The following is a 26357-nucleotide window of genomic DNA, read 5'->3' as shown; positions in this document are numbered from 1 at the left end:
GTTTGCCGAATACTTTGCTAATGCAACACGCGCTAGTTCAAGACTCGATAGCCGCGTCCGCGCAGGCAATTGCGCGCGATATAGTTTTCTTCTGCATGGGCACTGCCCACACCGGTCACACCGCCAATAACGGCACCGGCCGCAGCGGCACCGGCTGCGGCACTACTGGTATCGCCGATGATCGCACCCAGGGCACCGCCAAGCAGGGCACCGCCGGCAGCCCGGGTTACGCCTCGCCGCCCGGCATCATTGCGTGCCGCCATGGACATACTTTTACAATCCGCCAGGTCGAGCTGATATTGCCGCATGTTGACACCCTGGGTATCGATCACAATATTTCCTGCGCCATATACCTGCTCTTGCTGGTAGGCACACCCAACCAGGGTTGCTGCGCTCAGGCCCACAGCGGCCAGTATCCTGTATCTCATTGGCGCTCCTCACCACATTTGTCGCCTATGTCTACTTAGGTTTAGACGATGGTGGAGATTCACGCCATGGCGGTTTGTTATAAGTAACGAGCTACTTAGAGGCAATTACGCCATCCGCCGCCCCGTCACGCCCGCTCTCTCCATCATTCTTTCTGTGTTGGAAGCGCGCACGCAACGTGTTCCAGCGTGCAACAATTGCATCGAATTTTGCCGCGCGAACATGGCCATAACCGCGGACTTGCTGAGGTAAAGCCAGCATTTCCGTGGCCAGATCGATATTGCCAGCGCCAAGCGCCGCGGCCACATCAAGCACGGCTTCACGCACCTCGCGCGCCCAACTGCGCTCCTGGCGCCGCTCTGCGGTGTATCCAAACACATCCAGCGGCGTGCCCCGGAGCATCTTGCCTTTTGCCAGAATCGGTAGCGCCTTTGCGAGCCAGGGGCCCAACGCGATCTTGCGAATCCGCCCACTGGAATCCGGGCGCGCCAGCAACGGCGGTGCCATCAGGAATTTCAGTTTGTAGTCCCCGCTGAATGTTTCACGCAGCTGACGCTGGAAGGCCTCACCGCTGTACAAACGGGCCACTTCATATTCATCCTTGTAAGCCATCGCTTTAAACAAGCTTGTCGCCGCAGCGCGAGCAAGAGCGTCACCCGCGGCAAACTTGCGTTCTGCTACCTTCAGCTTTTCAATCGCCGCGGTAAAACGGCGAGCATAGGCTGGGCTCTGGTATTCAGTGAGTTCTTTCGCCAAACGCGCAACCAGTTGCTCGGTGGTGTCCTGAGGCTCGACCAACTTGACCACTTGCGCAGGACTCAACAGCTGGTCAATTGCCTGCGGGTTTTCCACCAGCAAGCGACCAGCGCGGAACGCACGCAAGTTGTTCTCTACAGCCACGCCATTCAGCTCCACCGCCCGCTCGATCGCGCTCTGGGAGACGGGCAACAAGCCCTGCTGACAGGCGTAACCCATCATCATCAGATTGGCGGCCACGGTGTCCCCAAACAGCGCCTCCGCATAGCGGCTTGCGTCGAACGCAAAATATTCTCCGGCGACAGACTCGATACTCTTTGTGGTCTCATCGGCGGGAAATGCCAGCTCGTTATCGCGCACGAATGCCGCCACCGGCACTTCCGCGGTATTCACTAAGGCTTTCATTTCGCCGGCAGCGAACTTGGTGCGCTGTGCCGCAGCGGTGACCATATCGCAACCCAGCAGCAGATCGGCCGCACCATCGCGAATGCGTGCGGTAGTAATGTCTTCCGGTGTATTACCCACCTTGACGTGGGCCACCACCGCACCGTTCTTCTGCGACAAGCCCGTAAAATACAAAGTGGTACTGCCCTTCTCTTCCAGGTGCGCGGCCATTCCCAGCAAGGCTGCAACAGTCAGTACACCGCTGCCGCCGATACCCGCTACCAAAATACTCAGTGGCTGATCCAATTTTGGCTTGGGTGCATCGGTCAAGCTGCGGCTTGCTTCGTCAATGGATTCCGCAAGAGATTTGAGTGCCGGCTTTTTCAGTTCGCCGCCTTCGACGCTGACAAAGCTCGGGCAGAAACCGTCGGCACAACGCATGTCTTTGTTACAGCTTGACTGGTTTACCTGCCGCTTGCGGCCAAATTCAGTTTCCAGAGGTTCTACGGCAATACAACTGGATTGCACACTGCAATCACCACAGCCTTCACAAACGCGGTGGTTGATCAGCAGACGACGGGCAGGGTCTTCCATCTGCCCTTTCTTCCGGCGGCGGCGTTTTTCCGCAGCGCACACCTGCTCATAAATAATTGCCGTTACACCCGCAGTATCACGCAGCTTGCGCTGCACTGTATCCAGGTCGTCGCGATGGAAAATCCGAACCTCTGTGGGCAACAGATTACGCTTGGGTTGCCAGAAATCCGGGCTGTCACTAACCAGGCACACCTGCCCCACCCCTTCCGCCAGCAATTGCCGGGACAGAGTGGGAACGGTGACCTCGCCATCGGCTGGCTGGCCACCAGTCATGGCGACCGCGTCGTTCAGCAGGATCTTGTAGGTGATATTGATCTTGCTTGCTACGGCCTGACGGATAGCCAGCAAGCCAGAGTGGTTGTAAGTACCATCGCCCATATTCTGGAAGATATGCTTGTCGCTGGAGAAGCGATGCAGGCCAACCCAGTGCGCCCCCTCACCGCCCATATGGGAATAGGTATCGGTGCGCAGCCCTTTGCCAAGCGCCATGATATGACAACCGATGCCGGCGCTACCGGTACTGCCTTCCGGTAATTTGGTGGAACTGTTGTGAGGGCAGCCGGCACAAAAAATTGGCTCCCGCGCGAGCAGGCCGCGGGCCTTTTGCAGAACGCCGCTCCCCAGTTTCTCGGCTAAAGGGACCAGGCGTGCAGCCAGCTCGGTATCGGCGAGCCAGCGCGCGATGGACTTGGCCACCTGGTCCGGCCCAAATCCCCAGATCGCCGGCAACAGATCGTTGCCGTCCAAATCTTTTTTGCCCACCACTTTCGGACGCTCACTGTCAGCCCAGCTGTAGAAGAGATTTTTCATCTGGTCTTCCACCAGCGGCCGCTTCTCTTCCACCACCAGAATACGTTCCATACCGCGGGCAAATTCACTCATGCCACGCGGTTCCAGCGGCCAGGTCATCGCTACCTTTTGAATCGAGATGCCCGCCTCCAGTAAATCCCGCTCGGTGAGTTCCAGAAGTTTCAGAGCTTCCAGCAGATCACCGTGCGCTTTGCCAACGGTGACGATACCGAAACGCTTCTGAGGCGCTGCGACAATGGTCTTGTCCAGTTTGTTCGCGTAAGCAAACGCCTTGGCCGCCGGCAGCCGCTCTTCCAGCATGCGGCGCTCGTATTCCATACGCTCGGCCGGCCAGTTGAGATGCGGGTCGTAGTTCAGACCGTGGGCCGGGATCGGGAAGGCCTCCGGCACCACGAAATTCGGCAGCGGGGGCACTACAATGGAGGCTCCGGATTCCACAGTTTCGGTGATGGTCTTGAAGCCCACCCACAAACCGGAAAATCGCGACAGGGCAATACCGGCGAGGCCCAGGGTCAGGTACTCATCGATGGTCGCAGGAAACAGCAGCGGCATCATCACCGACTCGAAGATCTGATCGGTGTTATGGGAGAACATAGAAGATTCGGCAGTGTGGTCATCACCGCACAGGGCGAGTACCCCGCCGAGCCTGGAGGTACCCTGGATGTTTGCCTGGCGGAATACATCCGCACTGCGATCTACACCGTGGCCTTTGCCATACCAGATGGAGAAAACCCCATCGCGGGTAGCCTGCTGGCGGTAATGATCGAGCAGTTGAGTGCCCCAGATATTGGTTGCTCCGAGGTCTTCATTGATTCCCGGCTCGAAGTGGATATCCCGCTCGGCCAGCAACTTCTTGTGCCGCCAAAGGGCCTGGTCGTAGCCACCGAGAGGCGAGCCGCGATAACCGGAGATAAAGCCGGCCGTGTTCAGACCGGCCTGCATATCCAGCTGCTTTTGCATCAGAGGCAACCGCACCAGCGCATCAATGCCGGTTAGGAAGACACGCCCGGCATCTCGGGTAAAGGCGGCCTTGAGGGAATACTCCCGGTCAAAGCCCAATTCCTGATCAGTTTCGACCATCGCCATAAATCGGGACCTTCTCGCTTTGTCTGATGGGCACCTGACCCCGGCGGACGATGCCCAGCCAGTCGGTTCCACTGTTATTCTGTTGTTGCCGGTAAACTATCACCGCCAAGTCGAGCAGGTCATACCAAATTCACCACGGAAAGCCTATTGGGCAGAAAGAATCCACCACTTCCACACCAATTTCTGCAATAATTAAGAACTGAAAGCCACTTGTTGAGAATATTTATCAAGTATCATCCGGGTGGCTGAACGGCGGAGTCGCCCACGCAAGTGTTTGTGAACCAGTGCCATCAACTGGTCACATCGAGTATTCTTGGCCGTGGGCTACATTGGCTATTTAGGAAAGGCGGATTGCGAGTTTCGCCCGCTGAAATTGCCAGCGTATTTGCCAGACTGAACCACAGAATCAGGAACACCGGGTAACCCTATGGCCTATCTGCTCGACGCCATCGACAAGCATATTCTGGAGATCCTTCAGGAAGACGCGACCATCCCCAACATCGAGCTGGCGGAAAAAGTCCACCTGTCGCCCTCCCCCTGCTCCCGCCGAGTCAAGAACCTGCACGAGCAGGGGTTTATCAAACGCGCAGTGACGCTGCTGGAGCCAGACAAGGTCGGCCTACCGGTGAGCGTGTTTATTCAAGTGACGCTCAACCATCAGGTCAAAAAAGAGTTGCAGCACTTCGAATCCACAATCGGTCAGTGGCCGGAAGTGATGGAATGCTATCTGATGACGGGAGATTTCGATTATCTGCTGCGGGTAGTGGTCCCGAACCTGCACGCATACCAGGAATTTCTGGACAAGAAATTGACTGAGCTACCGGGCATCGACCACATCAAGAGCAGCTTCTCATTGAAGCAGGTGCGTTACCGCACGGAACTGCCGCTGGATCAGTTGCTCGAAAAATAGTTTTGTAAAAACTGAACACAAAAAAAGGCCGCAATGCTCTCACATCGCGGCCTTTTTTCTTAACGGCATCTAGCGGAATTATTCGCCCGCGGACGCGGTCTCTTCCTCACCGGGGAGAGGGAAACCACGATCGCGCATCAGCGGCTCGATACCCGCATCGCGGCCACGGAACAGACGGTAGGCTTCCGCCGGATCCATCGCATTGCGCGGTGCAAACAGGTATTTCACCAGCTTGCCGGCAACTTCCTTATCGTAGAAACCGCCTTCCGCTTCGGCGAACGCCTCAGATGCGTCCGAAGTCAGCACGTCGGCCCACATGTAACCGTAGTAACCGGCAGAGTAACCTTCCCCAGAGAAGATATGGCCGAAGTGCGGGGTGCGGTGACGCATTACCAGCTCAGACGGCATACCCAGCTCATTCAACGTCTCGCGTTCAAATTTGTCCGGATCGATACCTTTCGGGTCGGTGGTATGCAGCTTCATATCCACCAGTGCAGACGCCAGATACTCGGTGGTGGCAAAGCCCTGATTGAAGTTGGAAGCCTTTTTGATCTTGGCCACCAGATCAGCCGGAATCGGCTCACCAGTTTTGTGGTGCACCAGGTAATTGTCGATGATCGGATCAGTGCTCAACCAGCGCTCCAGCAGCTGCGACTGGAACTCGGTGTAGTCACGCACACCACCGTTCAAGGTCGGGTAGCTTACGTTCGACGCCAGGAAGTGCAGCGCGTGACCAAACTCGTGGAAGAAGGTTTCCGCATCGTCCCAGCCAACCAGTACCGGCTCGCCGGGCGCACCCTTGATAAAATTGGAGTTGTTGGAAGCCAGTACGGTTTCCTTGCCATCAAAGGTGGTGTGGTCGCGGTACATGCTGGCCCAGGCACCGGAGCGCTTACCGGTACGGGCGAACGGATCCAGATACCACAGACCGATGTGCTCGCCAGTGGTTTTATCGGTTACTTCCCAGACTTTTACGTCTTCGTGGAATACCGGCACACTGCCCTCTTCTACCGGGCTGAAGCTGAAATTGAACAGCTCGCCGGCAACGTAGAACATACCCTCGCGCAGCTTGTCCAGCTGCAGGTACTGTTTCACTTCATCGGAGTTCAGGTCGTACTTGGCCGCACGCACTTTTTCCGCGTAGAAGCGGTAATCCCACGGCTCGATCTTGATACCGGCTTTCTCCGCATCCGCAACCGCCTGCATATCCGCGACTTCTTCGTGCACACGGGCAACCGCTGCCGGCCACACCGCTTCCATCAGCTCGATGGCGTTCTGCGGATTTTTCGCCATGCGGTTCTGCAGGCGCCACTCGGCGTAGTTGTCGAATCCAAGCAGGGCTACACGCTCGTCGCGCAACTGCAGGATCTCCGCAATAATCGCGTTGTTGTCGTGCTCACCGCCGTTGTCACCGCGGCTGTAGTAGTTGGTCCACACCCTTTCACGCAGAGCGCGGTCTGCTGAATAGGTCAGGAACGGATCCATGGAAGAACGGGTGTTCTTGATCGCGTACTTGCCCTTCTGGCCCTTTTCCTCAGCCATTGAAGCCGCGGCTTTCACAAAGGATTCCGGCAACCCGGCCAGCTGATCTTTGGTCAGGAAAATATCGTAACCTTCCTCATCCGCCAGCACGTTGTTGGCGAACTTGGTGTGCAGCTCCGCCAGACGGGTATTGATTTCCGCATAGCGTTTCTTGTCTTCACCAGACAGAGTGGCACCATTGGTGGCGAACTCGTCGTACACCAGCTCAACCACACGCTTTTGTTCCGCTGTAAGGTCAGAATCGTTACGAGACTCGTACACCGCCTTTACGCGCTGAAACAGCTTGTCATTCTGGATGATTTTGGAACTGAACGCAGAAAGCTTCGGCGCCATCTCCCCCTGCACCGCGCGGAACTCCGGAGAAGACATATTGCCGCTCCAGATGCCCCAGTAGGTGAATACCTGGCTCAACGCCTTGCCGCTACGCTCCATCTCTTCAATGGTGTTAGCAAAGGTCGGCGCTTCCGGGTTGTTGGCGATCTTGTCGATTTCCGCCAGGTTCTGAGCCATGCCGTATTCAAGGGCCGGCTTCAGGTCTTCGACCTTCATTTTGTCGAATGCAGGCACGCCGCCATAGGAGCCCTTCCACTTTGCCAGCAGCGGGTTGCTTTTTGCCACATCGGAGACAACGTCTGCAGCGGCAATAGTCTGCTCCGCAGGTTTGCCCACCTGGGCCTGCTCAGTTTCTTTGCTACAACCGGCTACTGTGGCCAGCGCGGCAGCGATGGACATCGCGATCAGTGTTTGACGCATCGGCTTGATCCTCTCTTAGACATGGATTTTTAAAATTGTTAGCTTCCTCGAGTGTACCCCAGCGCTGGTAGATATCGCTACGAGGTGACCGCAAGGCCAAACATTTCCACGGAAAATCACCATTATGGCAGGATATTCCCCCGCCGCTGATCAACCTTTCGGAGTATTTGGGTGTTTGGCGGTTTCACTATCAATCAGATAACGACTTATTAAGTGTATAGTTTTTATCTTGGTATTTTATACGGCCGGATTTACAACTCATCCAAGGCGAGCCACCTCAGATAGCGACGTGATGGAACGGGCTTTACCCTCGACGGTCTTCAACGATGGTCCCCACCGCAAGCAGTTCCTCATCGTGGCCGACTTCGCGCCAGGGCTCATTGATCCCGTCCTCCACCCAGCGCTGCATACCGGGCAGTGCCAGAATGCGCTCACAATATTCCATTGCTTCGGCACTGAGGGAAAGCTGATAGCCCTTCAGGCGCAGTACCACCGGGGCAAAGAATGCATCTAATGCGGTGAATGCGTTCCCGGCCAGGTATGGGCCACCGAAACGAGACAGCCCCTGCATCCAGAGTTCATCGATGCGATCGAGGTCTTTCTGCAGGGCTTCGTCAATGCGGTGGAGGGATACAGTTACGCCGCAGTTCATACTGCACTGGTTGCGCAGTGCGAAAAAGCCGGCGTGCATTTCCGAGGCGGCGCAGCGGGCCCAGGCTCTGGCCTGTTTGTCTTGTGGCCAGATGCGGGAGTGGGATTCATAGAGGTATTCGGTAATAGCGAGGGATTCCCATACGGTGGTGTCGCCGTCGACCAGGCACGGCACCAATCCGGTTGGGGAGAATTTACGGAATTTGTTCCAGCTGCCACCTTCATCAAAGGGCACCAGCTGCTCCTCAAAGGGAATATCCAGTTCGGTTGCCAGCAGCCAGGGGCGCAGAGACCAGGATGAATAGTTTTTGTTGCCAATAAACAGTTGATACATCCCAATCTCCCTATCCGTTAGGTTTTATGAGCTTTAAGTTATTCGAAGCTGTTAGCTGCTGCCATTACGGCCGTCGCGCAGCATTTCAGAAATGCAGAATGCGAGCTCCAGCACCTGGTCCGCATTCAGTCGCGGATCGCACTGGGTGCGGTAGCAGCTGGCGAGATCCGCATCGGAAATCTTCCAGGCACCGCCGGTGCACTCGGTGACGTGCTGCCCGGTCATTTCCAGGTGGATACCGCCCGGGTGTGTGCCCTCGGCGCGGTGTACCGCAAAGAAATCGCGAATTTCCCGCAGAATATTGTCGAAGTTGCGGGTTTTGAAACCACTGGACGCTTTCTCGGTATTGCCGTGCATAGGGTCGGTACTCCACACCACGGAGCGCCCTTCCCTTTCCACGGCGCGTACCAGTGCTGGCAGTTTGTCGCCCAGGACGTCCGCCCCCATACGGGTGATCAGTGTGAGGCGGCCCGGCTCATTGTTCGGGTTCAGACTGTCGATCAGGCGAATGAGTTCGTCAGTGGCCATGCCGGGCCCGACTTTGACACCGATGGGATTCCACACACCGGACAGGAATTCGATATGCGCCGCGTCCAGCTGGCGTGTGCGCTCGCCGATCCAAAGCATGTGTGCGGAGCAGTCGTACCATTTTCCAGTAAGGCTGTCGGTACGGGTCAGCGCCTGCTCGTAATTCAGCAGCAGCGCCTCGTGGGAGGTGTAGAGTGTTGTTTCGCGAATGGCCGGTGTGTTCGAAGAGTTCACGCCGCACACCGCCATAAATTCCAGCGCATCCTGCAAACGTTCCGCCAGTTGCGCGTAGCGATCGCGCTGGGGATTGTTTTCCAGGAAACTGAGGTTCCAGGCGTGCACCTGGTGCAAGTCGGCGAGCCCGCCCTGAGCGAAAGCGCGCAGCAGATTCAGCGTGGCGGCGGACTGGTTATAGGCAGTGAGCATACGCTTGGGATCGGGCGCGCGCGCGTCGGCAGTGAAGTCGATCCCATTGATGATGTCGCCGCGATAACTTGGCAGCTCGATACCACCCACTGTTTCCATATCCGCAGAGCGCGGCTTGGCATATTGACCGGCCATACGCGCCACTTTGACAACCGGCAGGTTGCCGGCAAAGGTAAGCACCACAGCCATCTGCAGCAACACTTTGAACGTGTCGCGAATACGGTTTGCATTGAAGTCGGTAAACGACTCCGCACAATCGCCACCCTGCAGTAAAAACGCCTTGCCCTGCGCCACCTCCGCCAACTGGCGACGTAGCTCGCGGGCCTCTTCTGCAAAAACCAGCGGCGGATAACCGGCGAGCTGTTGCTCGACAGATTCCACTTCCGCTGAAGGCGGGTACTTGGGTTGTTGGTGCGCCTGCAGTTTGCGCCAGCTGGCGGGATCCCAGGGTTTTGACAAAGATTCAGACACGGGGGCTTCTACCTCAACTTCCATATTCAGCTCGACATCAATTTTCATCGGCATACGCCGCCCATCCGGCGGCGCATGCTCTGGGGAGAGTTATTTATGGCGGCCCCAGAGCCGCCCCGCAAAAAAACGACGCTGATCAGGCGTCCAGCACTTCCGCAACCGATTTGCAGAAGTACGCCATATTACTCTGGCTCAGGCCGGCAATACTGATACGGCTGGAATCTACCATATAAATGGAATAATCCTGTTGCAGTTTCTGAACCTGCTCCGGCGTAATCCCCAGAAATGAGAACATGCCCTTCTGCTTTTCGATAAACCCGAAATCACCGGCAGCACCGGCGTCCCGCAGGCTTTCCACCACACCGCTGCGCAGGCTGTTGATACGCTCGCGCATTTCGGTGAGCTCCGCTTCCCAGTTTGCGCGCAGGCCCGCGTCGCTAAGGATCGACTCGACAATAGCACCGCCGTGATTCGGCGGCATGGAGTAGTTGCCACGCACCACATTCAGCAGCTGGCTCTGGCCGCGATCGGCAGCTGTTACATCGCTGTAGATGACCATGGCAAGGCCAACACGCTCGCGATACAGGCCGAAATTTTTCGAACAGGACGCGGCTACCAGCATCTCGGGAACGGATTCCGCCATCAGGCGCAGGCCGTAGGCGTCTGCGTCCAGGCTGTCGCCAAAGCCCTGGTAGGCCATATCGATAAACGGGGTAAAGCCCTGCTTCTGCGCCATTTCTGCCAGCACTTTCCACTGCTCACGGGTGAGGTCTGCACCGCAGGGGTTATGACAGCAGGCGTGGAGCAGGACCAGGTCGCCCTCGCCTACGTTCTTCAGGGTGTCCACCATGGCCTCGAACTGCAGGCTGCTGGTGGCGCGGTCGTAATACGGGTAGCTCTTGATCTCAAGGCCGGCATTACCCAGCAGGGGTACATGGTTAGCCCAGGTGGGGTCGCTCACCCAGATGGTAGCGCCGGTTTTCGCACGGTCAGAGAATTCCGCCAGCACACGCAGAGCGCCGCAGCCGCCCGGGGTCTGCGCAGAGCGCACTCGGTTGCCCACCAGTGCCGGGTGGTCAGCGCCCAGTACCAGCTCCTGCATGGCGCTGTTGAACCCGGGCGTGCCCGCTGGGCCGATGTAGGCTTTGGTTTCTTCACTGCGCAGCAGGCGGGTTTCCGCTTCTTTTACCGCCTGTAGAACCGGGGTGTGCCCCGCTTCGTCTTTATACACCCCCACCCCCAGGTCGATTTTGTTGGGGTTATCGTCGGCGCGATAGGTCGCGAGAAGGCCCAGAATGGGGTCTGCGGGCAGGCTCTTCAGGTGGTCAAACATGGTAACTCCTGGTAATTCGCGCCGGTGCATCCGCAAGGAAACACCGGCCTTTGAACGGTCAAAGTACGGTCGATTCAGAAAAGATGGGAATAAGAATGGCAGATGATCGGGAGATCAGTCGATCAAGCCGCGATTGGCCCAGTCCTGCGCGCGCGCCATCAGCTTTTCGATAATGCTATCCAGCTGGTTGCGCTCATCGGCAGACAGAGAGCCCATCAGGTCGTTCTCATACTGCTGCGCCAGCGGCACGATGCGCTCGTACACATCGCGGCCGAGATCGGACAGATTGAGCACCTGGCGACGACGGTCGGCGAGGTCTTCGCTGCGGGTGATGTAGTCGTTTTTGATCAGAATGGACACGGCGCGACTGATGGCAACCTTATCCATGGCCGTCTGTTCGACCAGGTCCGCGGCGGAAAGATTGGGGAAGCGCCCGAGGATCGCCATCACGCGCCAGGCGGGAATAGTGAGGTCAAAGCGCGCGCTGTAGGCGTCGGCAATGGCGTTGCTGACCCGGTTAGACAGCACCGACAGGCGATACGGCAGGAATTTCTCCAGGCGCAGATCGTCCGGACGCACCGCATCAATCGGGTCGGAAAAATCAGTGGTGTCGATCTTGGTGTTATCGGTTGTGGTCATTGCGGTTCGCTCACCTGCTCTTCACTCCCCTACCCCGTATTCAGGCGGTAGGGTACGGGTTGTACCAGTTTCCAAATGTAACTAAAATTGGTTTCAAATGTAACCACTGCCGCAGGAATTTTTTGGCTGCTTGATGGTTCCTAAGCCGCCATCGGTGAAAGTGCTTTGGAGCGTACTCGAAAGTACCTGGGAACTCGCTGGAAAGCACCCCAAACGTCCCTTGAACGCACCGCCCACCGGGCTCGCCTGCCAAAGAAGCCTTATCTTGGAGGCAGACGAATTTGGCCGCGCATTATACGGCGTTTCCCCCCATTTTTGACAGGATTCAGAGAATATGGAACTCAACGGCTATTTCCGATCGTCCGCCAGCTACCGAGTGCGGATCGCCCTTAACCTGAAGGGTTTGGCGTACGACTATCACCCCGTGAACCTACTCCAAGGGGAGCAGAAAGAACCCAAGTACCGCAACCTCAACCCGCAGGGCCTGGTGCCGGCCCTGATCGACGCCGGCCATGTATTCACCCAGTCCCTGGCGATTCTGGAATGGCTGGACGAACAGCACCCCCAGCCCGCCCTTCTACCCAAAGACAGCCTGGCCCGCGCCAAGGTGCGCGCGCTCGCCTACAACGTAGCCTGTGATATCCAACCGGTGCAGAACCTTCGCGTACTCAAATACATCCAGTCTGAGCTGGGCGCCAGCGATGAGCAGAAGGTGGAATGGATTCGCCACTGGATTGACGGCGGCTTCACAGCGCTGGAGACCCAGCTGGATGGACAGGGCGGGACCTTTGCGGGGGGCGATACCCCGGGCCTGTTCGAATGCTGCCTGATTCCGCAGATCTACAGCGCGGAGCGTTTCGGCATGAATCTGAACAAGTACCCCCGTATTGCCAGGATTGCAGAAGCCTGTGCGGCCCTACCCGCGTTTGAAAAGGCACGACCGGAAAACCAGTCGGACAGCACCCTCTGACGCACCCTGAGTCACCTCCTCTACGGCTCGCCCTGCGGTGCCTCGGCTCCCCTGCCGGCAAGTGATAGAGGCTCTTTGAACGTGAGCGTGCGATAGGGGAAAGGAATTTCGATGCCGGCCTCGTCCAGCGCCCGCTTCACCGCGGTCACCACCTCGCCGCGGGACCGACGCTCCTCCAGCGGCGTAGAACCGGACCACCAGGTAACCTCGATGTCGATACTGCTGTCGCCAAATGCCTGCGGGAATATCTGTATCGGTTCATCGTCCCGCACGGTTTCGCACTCGCCGACGGCCGCGGTGATCACGTCCACCGCGGTCGCGACATCCTCACCGTAAGCGACGCCGGCGATAATGGTGATCCGCCGCTTGTTGCGATCGGTGAGAATTTCACAGGGGTTCTTGAACAGAAACAGGTTGGGCACAATTACCAGTTCCCCCGTGGTGCGCCGAATGGCGGTGTTGCGCACCTCTACCGCCTCGACTCTACCCTCTACATTTTCACACTTGATGACATCGCCGGCTTCAAACGGAAACCGCCAAAGGATGAGGATACCGGCAAAGAAGTTCTCAAAGATATCCTTGAACGCCAGCCCCACGGCCACGGACAACAGGCCAAGCCCGCCCAGCGCCTTGGCCGGTGTAAGGCCGGGAAACAGCACCATGGCGGTGAACAACATTCCAATCACCCAGATAAAAATGCGCGTCAGGCGAACCATCAGGTCCTGAAGTGACGGCCGGTGGGTGGTTTTCCTGGCGAAACGGCGGGTAAATTTTCCCGCAATGGTGGCAATCACCCAGGTGAGCACCAGCATTAAAACACTGGCGATAAAAAACGGGATATGCCCGAGAAACCCCTCCCAGATACTCGCAAGGGAGGCCATGACGGTTTCGAGCACACTGGAGAAGGATGAGGGCGTGACTTTCGCGAGCTCCAGGGCATCCGCCAGCTCTTTCGCCTTATCCGCGCCCTCCTGACCGGCCGGATTGGTTTGCAATAGCCAACTAGGCATGGCCGGTATCGCGCTCGTACAGTCTCAGCCACTTGGTGGCGATCCATTTCTCCCCGGAGATCACAGGGCTACCACCATGCAGGGTCAAGCGGTCTAGCTCCCCGTCCGCGTTGGCGTACGAAAAAAACAGGCCACACCCTTTTTTCGGAAGCACATCCAGGGACACTTTCGGAAACACCGTGGAGCCACCAGCCTCGACGTCATTCAGATACATGATCAGAGTGCCTACCCGCTGCCCCCCGCGCGCCAGAATCTCTTTGCTACCGGGCTTTTCCGGATTAAAAAAATCAAAGTGCGGGCGATATTCGGCACCGCTCTGGTAGTGCAGTATCTGCATCGGTTCTCCGCGGCTCTCAGGCGCCCCGAGCAAACGCGCAATGCGGGCTTCGATACCGGCGATCAGCGGGTTGGCACCCCGATCGAAATAGGTGCCGAAACTGGTCCGCTCTTCGCCGATATCAAAAGAGCCGCTCGCTGAATTCACCAGACGTGAAGGCTGGAGGTGGGGGCGAGACATCTCAATCAACCCATCGCATTCATTCTCCGACAGGAGATTGCCGAACAAAACAATGTTGGGCTGCTTCATCGCCAGCAGGATTTCCACCTGCCGATCCCCGAGGTCATACACGTTCTTTTCCGGCTCAAACAGACGAAAGCGGCTGCTGGCATCTGTTGTTTCTGAGGGCTTGGCAGCAGGACGTGGTTCTGGCGTTGCATTCAATTCAGGCTTGAGCGCCGCTGCGCCATTGGGGTTAACCGTGTGGGTGGCGATACACTGCTCCACGGCACGAGCGATGGATGGCTGATACCCGGCTTTCAAAAGCGCATCCATCACCTTCGACTGGCACTGGCCGCGCGTAACCGCGTCCTGTATCCACTGTTTCAAGTCCGGCTGAAGCTCTGCAAACTCCACAAGACCTCCTCTGTCCTCACTCTGACACTTCTTGCCACGGCCCGACGCCATCTCACAACTGAGAGGCTAGTTAGCGCACTGAGTATAGTTGTCCTCCGGTGGCGTCATGGCCGGGTGCACATTCGCGACAAGGGGTCGCAGATCCGGGGGTTGAACCCGCTGCCGCCACCGCGGTCTACCGATTTACCGGACTCGGGAATGCGATATCGCGACCAATCGATAGCGCCAGAAAACGATTCCATTAAACTTAGCCGGGTCCGATTGGCTCCAAACTTCAAACCACACGTAAACAGCCCAATCCGCATACCGTTTTACAGGGGAACCCGCTTGATTCACTCACTTCGTCATTACCTACTCTGCGCCTTCATGATTCCACTGTTGGCCCTCGGCGGATGCGCCACCTTATCGCCGGGTTTCGAAAAGCCAGAGGTCCAGGTGACGGCCCTGGAGCCGCTACCCAATAATCACAGCGGTGATCTGCGCTTTCGCATTCACCTGCGCGTATTCAACCCCAACAGCAATGAACTGGCCCTCTCCGGCCTCTACTACACACTCAAGCTGGCCGGGCACAAGGTGGTAACAGGAACATCCAATACCCTGCCGGTAATACCCGCATACGGGCAGGAGGCCATCACGGTGGACGCTTCAGCAAACCTGATGGGATCGTTTATGGCCGCCGCTCAGCTGATCCAGTTACAGGGCGATACGGTGCCCTACGAACTGGAGGCAAAGCTGGGGCTGAGGACGTCTCTCCTGCCGGCGATTCGGGTGACCCGGCGCGGGGAGATCAAACTGGGGCAATACCAGCGCTGATTTCAGGCCACGGGTCTGCCAGAGAAATGAACGAACGATTGGGAGGGGGAGAAACAGGAGGGCCGGCAGCAACGCCGGCCCGGATAGGTTGGAACAGAAAAAGAGCCGCTGAGAACTACCGGCGTGCCGCCAGGATTCCCCCGGTCATGGCCACCATCGAGCTCAGAACACCCAGGCCAACCAGGCTGTACAGGCTGATGCTCTGTTCCGCCATTGAGGTCAGCACCTCTGCCAGCGGGAACTGCCAGCAGACGATCGCCGAGGCAGCAACTACCGCCGCGTACTGATAGCGCGTCGCCCGGCGCTCGGAGCGTTTGGCCGGCGCCGGCGGCAGATCTGCCATCACCCGTTCGCAGAAGCCATCGTTGTCCAGGTGGGGCTCGCTGAACTGCAGCTGCTGCGACAACCATGTGTCGAAATCTGGTGCGTCACCGCCGGCCATACCTGGCTCACCGTGCACAACACCGTCTTTGATAACCATACCTGAGATACCTGTTGTATCACCTGTGGAATTTCGAGAATCAGCCACTGGCTACCTCCTCTCGCCAGGGCTGCAGTAGCGACTGCAATTTGGCCCTTGCGCGATTTACGTGGGATTTTACCGTGCCCAGCGGCAACTTCATAATCGTAGCCGCTTCCTCGTGAGAAAAGCCGCGCTGCATACACAGATGCACCGCTTGCCTCTGGGCGTCACTCAATTCCCCCATTGCCGAATTCAGGTCTCTCGCCATACCCAGTTGCTGTGCTTCTTCGACACTCTCCTGAGCTTGCGCGCGGTCGACGGCCTCCTGATCCACGTCAGGTGCATTCTTGCGCTTGTGACTCATGACCAGGTTGTAGGCGATGCGGTACAGCCAGGTGCTGAAACGCGCATCCCCACGAAACGCCGGCAGCGCCTTGTAGGCCTTGATAAAGGCCTCCTGCGCCATGTCGTCCGCAAGACCCTGATCGCCATTGCACAGCTGACGGAGCGAAAAACGCAGCTGTGACTGATAGCGACGAACCAGCTGGGCGTATGCCCGCTGGTCCCCGTCTTCGACGACGCGCCTGATCAGATCCTCATCATTGAGGTCCATGGGTGGGTGTCCTTAACCGGCTTGCTGGTGATCGAGTTTCCAGTTCACGTATCGGGCCACGCCGATAAACAATGGGATCAAGCCGAGGCTACCCACCCCGATACCGGCCGAGGCCGTCAGCCAGATAAAGATGGCCGCGCCAACCGCCATGAGCGTGAAACCGCGGTCTTTGGTATTGCCAGCGCTCTCGCCTTCCAGCGCATCGAGCAGCTCCGGCGGGATATCCCGGCCTTCAGAGACCATGCGGTTAATGTTCTCCATCACCAACTGCTTCTTGCGGTAGCTATTGCGGGTTACCAGCCACACAATCAGGATTGGTGTGCCGAATACCGAAATGATCGCGATGATGCCAATCAACCACTCCATATTCCGGGGGCGGTACTGCTCAATATGGTGATCCCGGTGCCCATTGTGCTCGGCTCGGGCCTGGGCCCGATCAACTTCCGCTCGGATGCGCTCGGCGCGCTCCATATCCGCCTTGATACCGATATTGATATTGCGTGGCACCGACTCCAGAGCCTCGTCGACCACCAGGCCTTTCTCGTCCAGCACACCCTTCTCGACCAGCTTTTCGTAGATGCGCCGGGTCATGGCGCCGCCGAACTCTTCGCCCAGGTCGATCTCCACATTGGCGCTTTCGCCATGTTCATCACGGGTGTGGATCCGCAGGCTGCCGTCTTCCTGTCGCAGGATTCGCACCTGCTTGGTGACCTCTTTCGCCTTTGGCGCCGCCGGGGCGACCACCGGCGCCGGGGGCTCAGGCGGTTGCGGCGCGACCGCATCCCCGTCCTGGGCCAGCAACGTACCGCATACGCCCATTGCCATAGTGGCTGCGATCGCCAGAGCCCAGCCGGGCAGTCGCTGACGCATGGTTGATTGATTCGCTCTCATTGGTGTTATCTCGCTCTTACTAATCTGACCGGCTAATAGGCCCGTTTATGAGCCCGAGGCTACGAAGCCTCAAATTGTACCTTTTTTGACCACCCTGTATCAGGGGGCCAATCCGGGTTACCGTCTCTGAATCCGCCAGGAAACAGTGCTACTGTGCTGTTGTTGTCACACGGCCGGGGTTTACCCTTCCCCTGATGGACGCAGCTGCCGCCCATTTTGGATGCAAATGAGTCAAAAATAATCAGCAGAGCACTGTCCAAGTACCCGCCGCCATTTATCAACCAACCGGGATATCCATGACCGCAGACACACCTCCCGTCACACCTACCCCCGGGGCAACCCCCAGCCCTGCAGACGTCCTCCATTTCTGGTTCGGCAGTGACGCATTGACTGCCGAGCCTGCTGCCCATCAGCGCGCGCGCTGGTTCTTACGCAGTGACGAATTCGACGCAGAGATCCGCAACCGGTTCGGGAGCGCCATCAACTCAGCCCAGACAAGAGAGCTGGCACACTGGGAAGAAACCATTGAAGGCCGGCTGGCGCTGATATTGCTTTGTGACCAGTTCACTCGCAACATTTTTCGCGGCACCGCCAGAGCCTTTGACGGCGACCCCCTGGCGCTGGAGATCAGCCAGGCCATGGTGCGCAACAACCAACAGTGCCAGCTGGGCCTTCACCAGCGCGCCTTTGTCGGTATGCCACTGGAACATTCTGAGCTGGTAGAGGTTCAGGCCCAGTCAGTGGCGTATTTTGACCACTTGCGCAACAGCTACCCCGCGGACAGCCCGGATATGAGTGCAGACAGCGCCAAGGCCGCAGCGGACTACTACCGCTTTGCGGTGGCCCACCAGAAGGTCATCGAGGAATTTGGACGCTACCCACACCGAAATACAGCACTAGAAAGAAAAAATACGCCACAAGAGCAGGAATGGCTGGATAATGGCGGTGGGTTCTAGGGAATACCCTGTTCAGCGCGGTTGACACTGGACACCCATACAGATACTGTACATCCATACACATCAACAACACACGCTTATTGCCCGGCGTCAGCCCGGAACCACTGTCCAAGACAACCGGAACCACTGTCCGAGACAAATAGTGTAAAAAAACAGGAGGCCCTTATGGCGGTAGTAGCAGTTTGGAAATGCGATAGAGACGGAGCCATGTTCGACAACAAGAAAGATGCCGAAGAACACGACAAAATGCTGGAACTCGCAGCCAACATTACCGCGCTGATCGAGCGCAATGTTGAAGGCGTTTCCGAAGAAGCCTGTGAAGAAATCGGCCTGATGCTCGCCAAGCGTCGGGACGTGCTGGCCAAAGCCTGTAAAGGTAAGCCGGAAGCACTGCTTGAGGCAGAGCAGTCCGACAGCGAGCAGGCAGACGACGAAAACGTCACCCCGCTGGCGGCCAATCAATAAGCAGTGAAGTACTGGCCTTTCCGCGCTACCGGACTCCCCCACCCGGCAGTATGGAAGGCCAGCCCCCCAGTTTCCATCCCTGTACTATGCCCGGTTTACCGGGCTTTTTTTGTTCCCTGAGCTCAACTGGTCAGTGCGGCAGCGATATCGATCACGGCAAGAATGAGGATCACCAGCCAGGTCAGAGAGGTGCCGATAAAGCGACCGGGATGATACCCCCCTTTTCCGGCAACCAAACCGATAGCGTGCAGGAGTCGCCCTAGTAGCAGCACACCACCCAGGCAGTGCAGCCACAGGTGGGATAAACCGTTGATTTCTGCAATCAGCATCAGGATCAATGCCAGCGGAATATATTCAACCGCATTCGCGTGGGCGCGAACCGCAACGGCACCCTCTTTATCTCCACCAGTGCCGATCCCTACCTTCTTGCCGCGACGAAATGCGACCACCTTGAATGCCAAGGCGATCACCAGCAGTGCACACAGACCTGCATAAAGCGCGGTTATCTCAATACTCACCATCTCAGTTCAAACTCCTTTATTTAGTTTTTCAGGCAGTTCAGCTTTTACGATCATTTTTTATTGCCAGTTTTATAGCCATGTCCGGTACCGGCCTCGGGATGCAGGTAGCGGTCACGCAGGCGTGTTGAACGATTTTCCAGAGACTGCGGCTTCCCGTCTATTAACACTAGCTCGGCAAAGCTGGTGACTTCGAACGGGTCGCCACTCCACAGCACCAGGTCCGCCACGCTGCCGGGTGCCAGCGCGCCCCCTTCAAGCCCAAACACCTGGGCGACGTTGGCGGTTATCGCCCGTACGCCCTCCTCAAACGGCAGGCCGTAAGCCACTGCGTTCCCCGCGCCCTGGCGCGACAAATAGCTATTGTGGGAGCCCGCGTAGCCGGGGCCACCGATAACGACCGTGACTCCGGCTTTTTGCAGCAAGGCGGCGTTGTCCAGCCGCGCGCCCAGTTTTTCAAATGCGCTCGGAGAGTTACCCATCGCGTCAATGACAACCGGCACCCGTGCCGCAGCCAGCTGCTCCGCAACCATCCAGCCTTCAGCGGCGCCCTCTACAATCAGATTCAGGTCAAACTGGTTCGCCAACGCCAGCAGCTGGAGCATGTCACTGGCCCTGTTTGCACTGACCAGCAGCGGTTGCTCACCGGTCAATAGCGGCTGCAGAGCCTCCAGATCGGCGACGGAGAAATCGAGGTCGCGCCACTCGCCTCGGCGGATTGCATCCCGGTTATCGGCATACTCTTTCGCCTGACTTAGGGCGCTTTCGATTTGCTCGTAAGCGCGCGCGCGGCTGCCACCGGCCAATTCGGCTCCGTATTCACCGAAATAGATTTTCTGCACCAGCGCCCGGTCAGTAACACTGTCGAAATCCCCGGTCAGTTTTACCGCAAAGCCCTGCCCCGCAAATATTTTTTGCTGGCTACTCGGAACCACCACGGCACGGGTAATACCACCGGCGCGATTGAACGGGATCAGCGTGGAATGCGGGTTAAACGCCACTACCGGATTGAAACCGGCCCCAATAGAGGTGTCTTCAATAGCACTGTCGTTGGTCGCGGCAGCGGCGCCAATTTCTGTCAACCCCAGCTCGCTATCCGGGGCAATGATACCGGGTGTAACCACCTTGCCGCGGCCATCAATGACCAGGTCGGCCGTCAAGCTGCCAAGGTCCTCAGCGATCTGAGCCACCTGTCCATCTTTCACCAGGATATCGGCCATCTCCAAAGTGCCCTGGTCACTAAGAGTGACAATCCTGGCGTCTTTGATGAGAAGTGTTTCTGCCAGCGCCAGCGGGGCGGCGACCATCAGAGAAACCAGCGCGCCCATTTTTACCAGTTGATTCGCTTTCATTAACGCTCTCCTCCTTCTGGCAACCGCACGCCTTCCGCACCCAGTATCCCCAGCTCAAAATCACTGTGCGGCTGTCGTTCAGGGTTGTGACGGTCGTACATCAGGTTACCGTCGATAAATACTTTCTCCGCTTTCGAGTACACGCTGAACGGATCACCGGACCACACCACCACATCAGCCATCTTGCCCTTTTCCAGGCTGCCGGTAACATCGGCAATACCCAGCGCTTTGGCCGGGTTCATCGTCATCCACACCGCTGCGTGGCGTGGCTCGATATGAAAACCGGCGCGCTGCCCGGCGGCCATAGCCTTGGCGGTTTCCTCATTGAGGTGCTGGATACCGATGGCAGAATCCGAGTGAATCATCGCGCAGGCCTTGGCCTGGTCGACGATGGCGATATTGGCTTCGGTCATGTCAAACGCTTCGTGTTTGAAGCCCCACCAGTCCGCCCACATAGCCGCACAGACGTTGTTCTCCGCCAACAGATCTGCCACTTTGTAGGCCTCTACCGCGTGGTGGAAGGTGGAAACCTGAAAACCGAATTCTTTAGCCACATCCATCATGATGGCCATCTCCTCACCGCGGTAGCAGTGATTGTGCACCAGGATATCGCCGTTCAGAACACCGGCCAGGGTCTCCATTTTCAGGTCCCGGTCGGGTTCCTCCCCACCATTCTCGTGGTACTTATCCCACTTGTCGCGATAGGAAGAAGCGTCGATCCAGGCCTGACGATAGCCGGCCACATTTCCCATACGTGTGGACGGCAGACTGCCCTTGCCGCCGTAAACACGCTTCGGGTTTTCACCACAGGCCATTTTCAGGCCGTAAGGTGCGCCGGGGAATTTCATGTCCTGCACACTGCGGCCCGGCACATTTTTCAGGGTGACACCGCGCCCACCAAACAGATTGGCGGAGCCCGGAAGGATCTGCAGGGTGGTCACTCCACCGGCCAGTGCCAGCGAAAACTGCGGATCCTGGGTCCACACAGAGTGCTCCGCCCACACCTGTGCGGTATTGGGAGCGGTCATCTCGTTGCCATCCTGGGAAGACTCTATCGAGGGCGCAGGGTAATTCCCCAGGTGGGAGTGCACATCGATGATCCCGGGAGTGACCCACTTACCGGCCCCCTCGACCACCATTCCCTTCTTCGGTGCCTTCAGGCCCTCGCCAATCGCCGCTATCTTGCCCCCCTCCAACAATACATCGGTATTGTTCAGCTGTTCGCCAGTGCCTGTGAGTAGCGTGGCTCCGCGAATCAGCACCGGGCTGGCCTCATCCGCCTTATAGGTTGACGGGAATGCATCCAGGCGCGCGAAATCTGCCCCGTCTGTTTTCTTCTGTTTGTCACCACCACATGCGCTGAGTATGGTCACCACAGCCACAACACAGGCCCCCAGTAACCAGCGCTGCCCTACCTTTGTTGATCCTAGAGTTGGCCGCATTACCCCTCCTACCTGAATTGCTGTTATTAGAAAACTTTGCCCATGCTAGCAGCAATTCAGGAATCCGCCAGCACTCCGCCCACCAAGCCCGCAATAGGGTTTCCCCGAAACAAACAGAGCGAAGCCCCGGATAATTGACCACGCCAACCAACTGGCTAGACAATTGAGATGGGCCGTGTTGCAATCGGGTTTACCCCTGATTTCCAGGATGGACGGATGGATAAACTAAAAAAGGCGGGCGTATCGGAGCCTGAGACAGCTTCGCCCACCGGACAAGCCGAATCGCAAGATTCACGAACGGTTTACGAGGCCCTCCGCAAAAGTGAAGAGCGTTACCGGGAGCTTGTAGAGCATGCCAACTCCATAATCCTGCGCTGGGACAAGCGAGGGTTCGTTACCTTTTTTAACGAATATGCGCAGAACTTCTTTGGCTACTCAGAACAGGAAATTATCGGCAAGCATGTGGTGGGGACCATCGTCCCGGAAAATGAAAGCACCGGCCGCGACCTCCGTCCACTGATGGACCACATCTGCAACCATCCCGAAGAACACCGCTACAACGTCAACGAAAACGTCACCAAAGATGGCACCCGTGTGTGGGTCGCCTGGACCAACAAGATACTGACCGATGACGATGGTGAAGCCATCGGTGTGCTCAGTATCGGCAGCGACATTACCAAGCAGCGCCTTCTGGAAGAAGAGCTTCGCCAGGCACAAAAAATGCAGGCTATCGGCGAACTTGCCGGGGGGATTGCACACGACTTTAATAATATGGTGCACGGTATTGCCGGCTTTGCCGAGGTTATTCATCAGATGACCTGTGACGCCCGGATTTCTCTATACGCCAGCCAGATACTCACCACCGCACACCACGCCGCGGAGCTCACCAAACAATTACTGACGTTTGCCCGCAAGGGCTCCTACCAGCTACACGACTGCAATACGCACGATATCGTGCGGGACGTATGCGCCATGCTCGAGCGCACCATCGACCGCCGGATCGTCATCCACCAGCAGCTGGATGCTGAGCGCCCCCATATCAAAGGTGACTCGGCCCAGCTGAAAAGCGCTTTGCTCAACCTGGGGATCAATGCCAAAGACGCTATGCCTGCCGGTGGCACGCTGATGTTCACTACATGCAATATCACCATCGAAGAGTCGCTCGCCATCTCGGATTTCCAACTCGAGCCAGGGCAGTATCTGCGTATCAATGTCAGTGACAATGGTATGGGCATGAGTGACGAAGTACGCCAGCGTATTTTCGAGCCTTTTTTTACCACCAAAGCCAGTGGCCGTGGTGCCGGTCTCGGATTGGCGGCAGTGTATGGCACCACCCATATGCACAAAGGTGCCATTCAGTGTCGGTCGGAATCCGGTAAAGGCAGTTGTTTTGACCTGTATCTACCCATCATCAACGACTGCAGTAAACACCTGAAAGACCGGGGGCCAACCGCTGTTATAGAGCGATCCATTCGCATGATGGTGGTAGACGATGAAGCGATCGTCCGCAGTTATTCTAAAACCCTGTTCGAAATGCATGGCCACCAGGTGGATACGTTTGCCACCGCGGCGGACGCCATCGCGTTTTATCGGCAACATTGCGCGGATATCGATCTGGTACTGCTGGATATGATCATGCCGCAGATGGATGGGCAGCAGTTGTTCGCGGAACTGAAGCGTATCAACCCCAGTATCAAAGCCATGCTCGCCACTGGCTACAGTGTCGAAAGCAAGGTACAGGAAATTGTGGCCGACGGTATTCTCGCCTGCCTGAAGAAACCTTTTACGTACGATCAGTTACAGAAAAAAATCGCCGACATGGAAATGGAAGGCCATTTACAACCTCTGGAACCAGTAATCCAGTAGCCGTATTCAGTAATGTAGAATTTTGATGATGCGCTCCCCGTTATCGCACTCACCGACCACTTCCGGCTCGGATATTTTTGAGCCCAGCTGAATGATTTTGTTGTTGGGGTAAGACACGAAACAGGCAAAGTTGAAGTTCACCGCCCAATTGCAGCGAATCAGCCCGTCGTCCTCTTCGTAAAAACGCTCCTGACAGAAAGCCAGATTCGGGCTCTGCCCGCCACCCAATTGCGGTTGGCCTGGATCCTCCGTCTGTGCAACGGCGACCGCCGTCATCACACAAAGCACGCTCCCCAGATACAAACTACAGCGATTCATTACCACACCTGAAAAGTGCCACTACTCCATTGAGACTAGCAGCCCCGGCGCGCCTTTCCTCATTAATTTCCAGCAGGATTTTGACCAGCCAGTTCCCCTGCGCACTGGTATCATACGGATTCGCCCCCAACGCCCCGAAGTATGGAGCCCGTCACTCGCTATGTCCGCCCCCTGCTACTGCTGTTCCAACAAACCATTTTCGCAATGTTGCGAGATTTTTCTGACCGGAAAGGCCTACCCGAACACCGCCGAAGCACTGATGCGCAGCCGCTACAGCGCGTTTGTAACCGGCAATCTTACTTATCTTCGCAAGACCTGGCACCCGGACACCTGCCCGAAACTCAACGGCGATGACCTGCAGACCCGCTGGTCCAGGCTGGACGTGATACAAAGCAAGCGGGGGCTGAAGAAGTCCATCGTCGAGTTCAAAGCGTGGTTTGACGACGACGGCGAGGAGCGCGCACTGCACGAGATCTCCCTGTTCAAATTACATAAAAAACGCTGGGTTTATGTAGAGCCGTTACCAGCATGGCCTTGAGGCTGCCTGGTGAATGAGCCTGTAAATACACGCCCCTCCCTGAGCTACCCCGGCAAAGGTCGAATTTTGGCGCCAGCTTCATCTGCTTTGCGCGCATATTCCCGCCAATGGCGTAATGTAAAAGGAGAGCAATCAATAATTCTGGATTACCTATAAAAGCTGTTCGGCGCGGATTGCACACTTGACGCCGGCAGCGTTGCTTGAGGATTGCATGTCTACAAATCTCGTCGACGCACAAGTTTCCCCAACTGGGCAGTTTGATATCCTGTCCAAATACGAAATCCATAAACTCACCCGCCACAGCCATGGTCCCCATTACCAGATTTTCCGCAACTGCTCCCTGGCAGTGCTCAACTGCGGAAATTACATGGACGACGGAAAGGAACTACTGGAAAAGTATTCTGATTTCGACATCTCCGTGGTTCCCACGGAGCGCAGTGTCAAACTGGAAGTAAAAAATGCCCCGGCTTCGGCATTTGTTGACGGCAAGATGATCCAGGGGATTGCCGAGCACCTGTTTGCGGTGCTGCGCGACATCATTTACGTCAACAGCGAAATTACTGGTGACCCGCGCTACGACCTGGTGTCCGCACAGGGAGTCACCGATGCGGTATTTCACATCCTGCGCAACGCCGGCACCTTCGACCGCGACCGCACGCCCAGACTGGTGGTGTGCTGGGGCGGCCATTCGATTTCACAGGAAGAGTACGATTACACCAAGCGCGTAGGCTACGAGGTTGCGCTGCGGCATCTGGATATCTGTACCGGCTGTGGTCCCGGTGCCATGAAAGGCCCGATGAAAGGTGCCACCATCGGCCATGCCAAACAACGGGACAAGTTTGGGCAGTATCTCGGGATAACCGAGCCGGGGATCATCGCCGCCGAAGCACCCAACCCCATCGTCAATGAACTGGTCATCATGCCGGATATCGAAAAGCGCCTGGAGGCGTTTGTCCGCACTGGCCACGGCATCATCGTATTCCCCGGCGGTGCGGGCACAGCCGAAGAAATACTCTATCTGCTCGGTATACTCCTGCACGACGACAACCGGGATCAACCTTTCCCTGTCATTTTTACCGGCCCTTCCAGCGCTGCCGATTACTTTATCCGAATCGACCAATTCATCACGTCCACACTGGGAGAGGCCGCCCGATCCCGCTACCAGATTATTGTGGATGACCCGCAGGAAGTGGCTCGGCAGATGGCGGTAGGTATCCAGAAAGTTCGGCAACACCGCAAGGAAACCGGCGATGCCTATTACTACAACTGGCAACTGAAAGTATCTACCGAATTCCAGAGACCTTTTGTGCCCACCCACGAAAACATGCGCAACCTAGCCCTGCATAACAATCAAAAGCCCTACCTGCTCGCCGCGAACCTGCGCCGTGCATTTTCCGGAATTGTATCGGGCAACGTAAAAGATGAGGGAATTCGCAACGTAGAAAAGAACGGTCCCTACGAAATCAATGGGGACCCGGAGCTGATGCGCAGTATGGATACCCTGCTGGAATCCTTTGCTAAACAGCAGAGAATGAAACTCCCGGGGAAGGAGTATGTTCCCTGCTATCGAATCGTCAAGGAATAGC

24 protein-coding genes are annotated in these 26357 nt (G+C 57.1%); 8 read left to right on the top strand and 16 right to left on the bottom strand.

The features are described 5' to 3' along the window. Positions 1-32: 32 nt before the first annotated feature. Together Q1A74_RS03350 and Q1A74_RS03345 are read right to left on the bottom strand one after the other, a co-directional pair. Positions 33-428 carry a glycine zipper family protein gene (locus Q1A74_RS03350; RefSeq protein WP_299592368.1) on the bottom strand — a complete coding sequence of 132 codons (396 nt, stop codon included), beginning with the start codon at positions 426-428 and terminating at the stop codon, positions 33-35. A 91-nt stretch (positions 429-519) separates the two neighbouring features. Next, positions 520-4056: an indolepyruvate ferredoxin oxidoreductase family protein gene (locus tag Q1A74_RS03345; protein ID WP_299592366.1), complete on the bottom strand. Its 3537-nt coding sequence runs from the start codon at positions 4054-4056 to the stop codon at positions 520-522. 427 nt (positions 4057-4483) lie between these two features. Here Q1A74_RS03345 and Q1A74_RS03340 point away from each other — a divergent pair, with 427 nt between their 5' ends. After that, positions 4484-4966, top strand: a complete 483-nt coding sequence (locus tag Q1A74_RS03340) for an Lrp/AsnC family transcriptional regulator (RefSeq protein WP_066964901.1) — start codon at positions 4484-4486, stop codon at positions 4964-4966. A 78-nt stretch (positions 4967-5044) separates the two neighbouring features. Here Q1A74_RS03340 and Q1A74_RS03335 read toward each other — a convergent pair whose 3' ends face one another. From Q1A74_RS03335 to Q1A74_RS03315, 5 genes are all read right to left on the bottom strand, one after another. Next, positions 5045-7261 carry a M3 family metallopeptidase gene (locus tag Q1A74_RS03335; protein ID WP_299592363.1) on the bottom strand — a complete coding sequence of 739 codons (2217 nt, stop codon included), beginning with the start codon at positions 7259-7261 and terminating at the stop codon, positions 5045-5047. 304 nt (positions 7262-7565) lie between these two features. Next, complete coding sequence (locus Q1A74_RS03330; protein ID WP_299592361.1) at positions 7566-8246, bottom strand: glutathione S-transferase family protein; 681 nt, start codon at positions 8244-8246, stop codon at positions 7566-7568. A 51-nt stretch (positions 8247-8297) separates the two neighbouring features. Beyond that, positions 8298-9659 (bottom strand): class II 3-deoxy-7-phosphoheptulonate synthase, encoded by a 1362-nt coding sequence (locus tag Q1A74_RS03325; protein ID WP_299593832.1) that lies wholly within the window; start codon positions 9657-9659, stop codon positions 8298-8300. A 148-nt stretch (positions 9660-9807) separates the two neighbouring features. Further along, positions 9808-11004: an amino acid aminotransferase gene (locus Q1A74_RS03320; protein ID WP_299592360.1), complete on the bottom strand. Its 1197-nt coding sequence runs from the start codon at positions 11002-11004 to the stop codon at positions 9808-9810. A gap of 114 nt (positions 11005-11118) precedes the next feature. Next, positions 11119-11643, bottom strand: coding sequence for a MarR family winged helix-turn-helix transcriptional regulator (locus Q1A74_RS03315; protein WP_299592358.1), 525 nt, complete (start codon positions 11641-11643; stop codon positions 11119-11121). A gap of 334 nt (positions 11644-11977) precedes the next feature. Between Q1A74_RS03315 and maiA the strand changes: the two genes are divergently transcribed. Then, the gene (maiA, locus tag Q1A74_RS03310; protein ID WP_299592357.1) at positions 11978-12613 is read left to right on the top strand and encodes a maleylacetoacetate isomerase; all 636 of its coding nucleotides are present in this window, start codon (positions 11978-11980) and stop codon (positions 12611-12613) included. A gap of 20 nt (positions 12614-12633) precedes the next feature. Here maiA and Q1A74_RS03305 read toward each other — a convergent pair whose 3' ends face one another. Together Q1A74_RS03305 and Q1A74_RS03300 are read right to left on the bottom strand one after the other, a co-directional pair. Continuing rightward, positions 12634-13623: a mechanosensitive ion channel family protein gene (locus tag Q1A74_RS03305; protein WP_299592355.1), complete on the bottom strand. Its 990-nt coding sequence runs from the start codon at positions 13621-13623 to the stop codon at positions 12634-12636. After that, positions 13616-14536, bottom strand: coding sequence for a 2OG-Fe(II) oxygenase (locus Q1A74_RS03300; RefSeq protein ID WP_299592353.1), 921 nt, complete (start codon positions 14534-14536; stop codon positions 13616-13618). The genes Q1A74_RS03305 and Q1A74_RS03300 overlap by 8 nt, the downstream gene beginning before the upstream one ends. Before the next feature lie 366 nt (positions 14537-14902). On the opposite strand from Q1A74_RS03300, the gene Q1A74_RS03295 reads away from it, so the two are divergent. Then, a complete protein-coding gene (locus Q1A74_RS03295) occupies positions 14903-15349 on the top strand; it encodes an LEA type 2 family protein (RefSeq protein WP_299592351.1) in 447 nt (148 codons plus the stop codon). Positions 15350-15464: 115 nt separating this feature from the next. Here Q1A74_RS03295 and Q1A74_RS03290 read toward each other — a convergent pair whose 3' ends face one another. From Q1A74_RS03290 to Q1A74_RS03280, 3 genes are read right to left on the bottom strand one after another with little or no spacing between them, the layout of a single operon-like run. After that, positions 15465-15830 (bottom strand): hypothetical protein, encoded by a 366-nt coding sequence (locus Q1A74_RS03290; RefSeq protein WP_299592349.1) that lies wholly within the window; start codon positions 15828-15830, stop codon positions 15465-15467. Between the two features lie 40 nt (positions 15831-15870). Beyond that, the gene (locus tag Q1A74_RS03285) at positions 15871-16425 is read right to left on the bottom strand and encodes a sigma-70 family RNA polymerase sigma factor (RefSeq protein WP_299592347.1); all 555 of its coding nucleotides are present in this window, start codon (positions 16423-16425) and stop codon (positions 15871-15873) included. A 12-nt stretch (positions 16426-16437) separates the two neighbouring features. Continuing rightward, complete coding sequence (locus tag Q1A74_RS03280; protein ID WP_299592345.1) at positions 16438-17316, bottom strand: DUF6249 domain-containing protein; 879 nt, start codon at positions 17314-17316, stop codon at positions 16438-16440. Between the two features lie 296 nt (positions 17317-17612). Here Q1A74_RS03280 and Q1A74_RS03275 point away from each other — a divergent pair, with 296 nt between their 5' ends. Both Q1A74_RS03275 and Q1A74_RS03270 read left to right on the top strand, forming a co-directional pair. After that, on the top strand, positions 17613-18272 hold the full coding sequence (locus tag Q1A74_RS03275) for a DUF924 family protein (RefSeq protein WP_299592344.1): 660 nt from the start codon (positions 17613-17615) through the stop codon (positions 18270-18272). A gap of 165 nt (positions 18273-18437) precedes the next feature. Next, positions 18438-18737: a YebG family protein gene (locus Q1A74_RS03270; RefSeq protein WP_299592343.1), complete on the top strand. Its 300-nt coding sequence runs from the start codon at positions 18438-18440 to the stop codon at positions 18735-18737. A 122-nt stretch (positions 18738-18859) separates the two neighbouring features. On the opposite strand, the gene Q1A74_RS03265 is transcribed toward Q1A74_RS03270, so the two are convergent. The 3 genes from Q1A74_RS03265 to Q1A74_RS03255 are packed head-to-tail and all read right to left on the bottom strand — an operon-like array spanning position 18860 to position 22049. Then, on the bottom strand, positions 18860-19255 hold the full coding sequence (locus Q1A74_RS03265; RefSeq protein WP_299592341.1) for an MAPEG family protein: 396 nt from the start codon (positions 19253-19255) through the stop codon (positions 18860-18862). A gap of 53 nt (positions 19256-19308) precedes the next feature. Next, positions 19309-20607, bottom strand: coding sequence for an amidohydrolase family protein (locus Q1A74_RS03260; RefSeq protein ID WP_299592339.1), 1299 nt, complete (start codon positions 20605-20607; stop codon positions 19309-19311). After that, complete coding sequence (locus Q1A74_RS03255; RefSeq protein WP_299592337.1) at positions 20607-22049, bottom strand: amidohydrolase; 1443 nt, start codon at positions 22047-22049, stop codon at positions 20607-20609. The genes Q1A74_RS03260 and Q1A74_RS03255 overlap by 1 nt, the downstream gene beginning before the upstream one ends. Positions 22050-22265: 216 nt before the next feature. Between Q1A74_RS03255 and Q1A74_RS03250 the strand changes: the two genes are divergently transcribed. Continuing rightward, the gene (locus tag Q1A74_RS03250; protein ID WP_299592335.1) at positions 22266-23915 is read left to right on the top strand and encodes a PAS domain-containing sensor histidine kinase; all 1650 of its coding nucleotides are present in this window, start codon (positions 22266-22268) and stop codon (positions 23913-23915) included. A gap of 6 nt (positions 23916-23921) precedes the next feature. Here the strand turns inward: Q1A74_RS03250 and Q1A74_RS03245 are convergent, their stop codons facing one another. After that, entirely contained in the window at positions 23922-24233 is a 312-nt protein-coding gene (locus Q1A74_RS03245) for a hypothetical protein (protein WP_299592333.1), read from the bottom strand. Between the two features lie 160 nt (positions 24234-24393). Here Q1A74_RS03245 and Q1A74_RS03240 point away from each other — a divergent pair, with 160 nt between their 5' ends. Both Q1A74_RS03240 and ppnN read left to right on the top strand, forming a co-directional pair. Next, the gene (locus Q1A74_RS03240) at positions 24394-24771 is read left to right on the top strand and encodes a YchJ family metal-binding protein (RefSeq protein WP_299592331.1); all 378 of its coding nucleotides are present in this window, start codon (positions 24394-24396) and stop codon (positions 24769-24771) included. Between the two features lie 211 nt (positions 24772-24982). Continuing rightward, positions 24983-26356: a nucleotide 5'-monophosphate nucleosidase PpnN gene (ppnN, locus tag Q1A74_RS03235; RefSeq protein ID WP_299592329.1), complete on the top strand. Its 1374-nt coding sequence runs from the start codon at positions 24983-24985 to the stop codon at positions 26354-26356. Position 26357 lies beyond the last annotated feature (1 nt).

Source organism: uncultured Microbulbifer sp. (assembly GCF_947504145.1).
Lineage (GTDB): Bacteria > Pseudomonadota > Gammaproteobacteria > Pseudomonadales > Cellvibrionaceae > Microbulbifer.
This window is presented reverse-complemented; position numbering and strand designations above follow the sequence as displayed.

Excerpts from the sequence above, each read along its gene's own strand:
- Q1A74_RS03350 (WP_299592368.1), bottom strand. The coding sequence starts at position 428 with ATGAGATACAGGATACTGGCCGCTGTGGGCCTGAGCGCAGCAACCCTG.
- Q1A74_RS03345 (WP_299592366.1), bottom strand. The coding sequence starts at position 4,056 with ATGGCGATGGTCGAAACTGATCAGGAATTGGGCTTTGACCGGGAGTAT.
- Q1A74_RS03340 (WP_066964901.1), top strand. The coding sequence starts at position 4,484 with ATGGCCTATCTGCTCGACGCCATCGACAAGCATATTCTGGAGATCCTT.
- Q1A74_RS03335 (WP_299592363.1), bottom strand. The coding sequence starts at position 7,261 with ATGCGTCAAACACTGATCGCGATGTCCATCGCTGCCGCGCTGGCCACA.
- Q1A74_RS03330 (WP_299592361.1), bottom strand. The coding sequence starts at position 8,246 with ATGTATCAACTGTTTATTGGCAACAAAAACTATTCATCCTGGTCTCTG.
- Q1A74_RS03320 (WP_299592360.1), bottom strand. The coding sequence starts at position 11,004 with ATGTTTGACCACCTGAAGAGCCTGCCCGCAGACCCCATTCTGGGCCTT.
- Q1A74_RS03315 (WP_299592358.1), bottom strand. The coding sequence starts at position 11,643 with ATGACCACAACCGATAACACCAAGATCGACACCACTGATTTTTCCGAC.
- maiA (WP_299592357.1), top strand. The coding sequence starts at position 11,978 with ATGGAACTCAACGGCTATTTCCGATCGTCCGCCAGCTACCGAGTGCGG.
- Q1A74_RS03305 (WP_299592355.1), bottom strand. The coding sequence starts at position 13,623 with ATGCCTAGTTGGCTATTGCAAACCAATCCGGCCGGTCAGGAGGGCGCG.
- Q1A74_RS03295 (WP_299592351.1), top strand. The coding sequence starts at position 14,903 with ATGATTCCACTGTTGGCCCTCGGCGGATGCGCCACCTTATCGCCGGGT.
- Q1A74_RS03290 (WP_299592349.1), bottom strand. The coding sequence starts at position 15,830 with ATGGTTATCAAAGACGGTGTTGTGCACGGTGAGCCAGGTATGGCCGGC.
- Q1A74_RS03285 (WP_299592347.1), bottom strand. The coding sequence starts at position 16,425 with ATGGACCTCAATGATGAGGATCTGATCAGGCGCGTCGTCGAAGACGGG.
- Q1A74_RS03280 (WP_299592345.1), bottom strand. The coding sequence starts at position 17,316 with ATGAGAGCGAATCAATCAACCATGCGTCAGCGACTGCCCGGCTGGGCT.
- Q1A74_RS03275 (WP_299592344.1), top strand. The coding sequence starts at position 17,613 with ATGACCGCAGACACACCTCCCGTCACACCTACCCCCGGGGCAACCCCC.
- Q1A74_RS03270 (WP_299592343.1), top strand. The coding sequence starts at position 18,438 with ATGGCGGTAGTAGCAGTTTGGAAATGCGATAGAGACGGAGCCATGTTC.
- Q1A74_RS03260 (WP_299592339.1), bottom strand. The coding sequence starts at position 20,607 with ATGAAAGCGAATCAACTGGTAAAAATGGGCGCGCTGGTTTCTCTGATG.
- Q1A74_RS03255 (WP_299592337.1), bottom strand. The coding sequence starts at position 22,049 with ATGCGGCCAACTCTAGGATCAACAAAGGTAGGGCAGCGCTGGTTACTG.
- Q1A74_RS03250 (WP_299592335.1), top strand. The coding sequence starts at position 22,266 with ATGGATAAACTAAAAAAGGCGGGCGTATCGGAGCCTGAGACAGCTTCG.
- Q1A74_RS03245 (WP_299592333.1), bottom strand. The coding sequence starts at position 24,233 with ATGAATCGCTGTAGTTTGTATCTGGGGAGCGTGCTTTGTGTGATGACG.
- Q1A74_RS03240 (WP_299592331.1), top strand. The coding sequence starts at position 24,394 with ATGTCCGCCCCCTGCTACTGCTGTTCCAACAAACCATTTTCGCAATGT.
- ppnN (WP_299592329.1), top strand. The coding sequence starts at position 24,983 with ATGTCTACAAATCTCGTCGACGCACAAGTTTCCCCAACTGGGCAGTTT.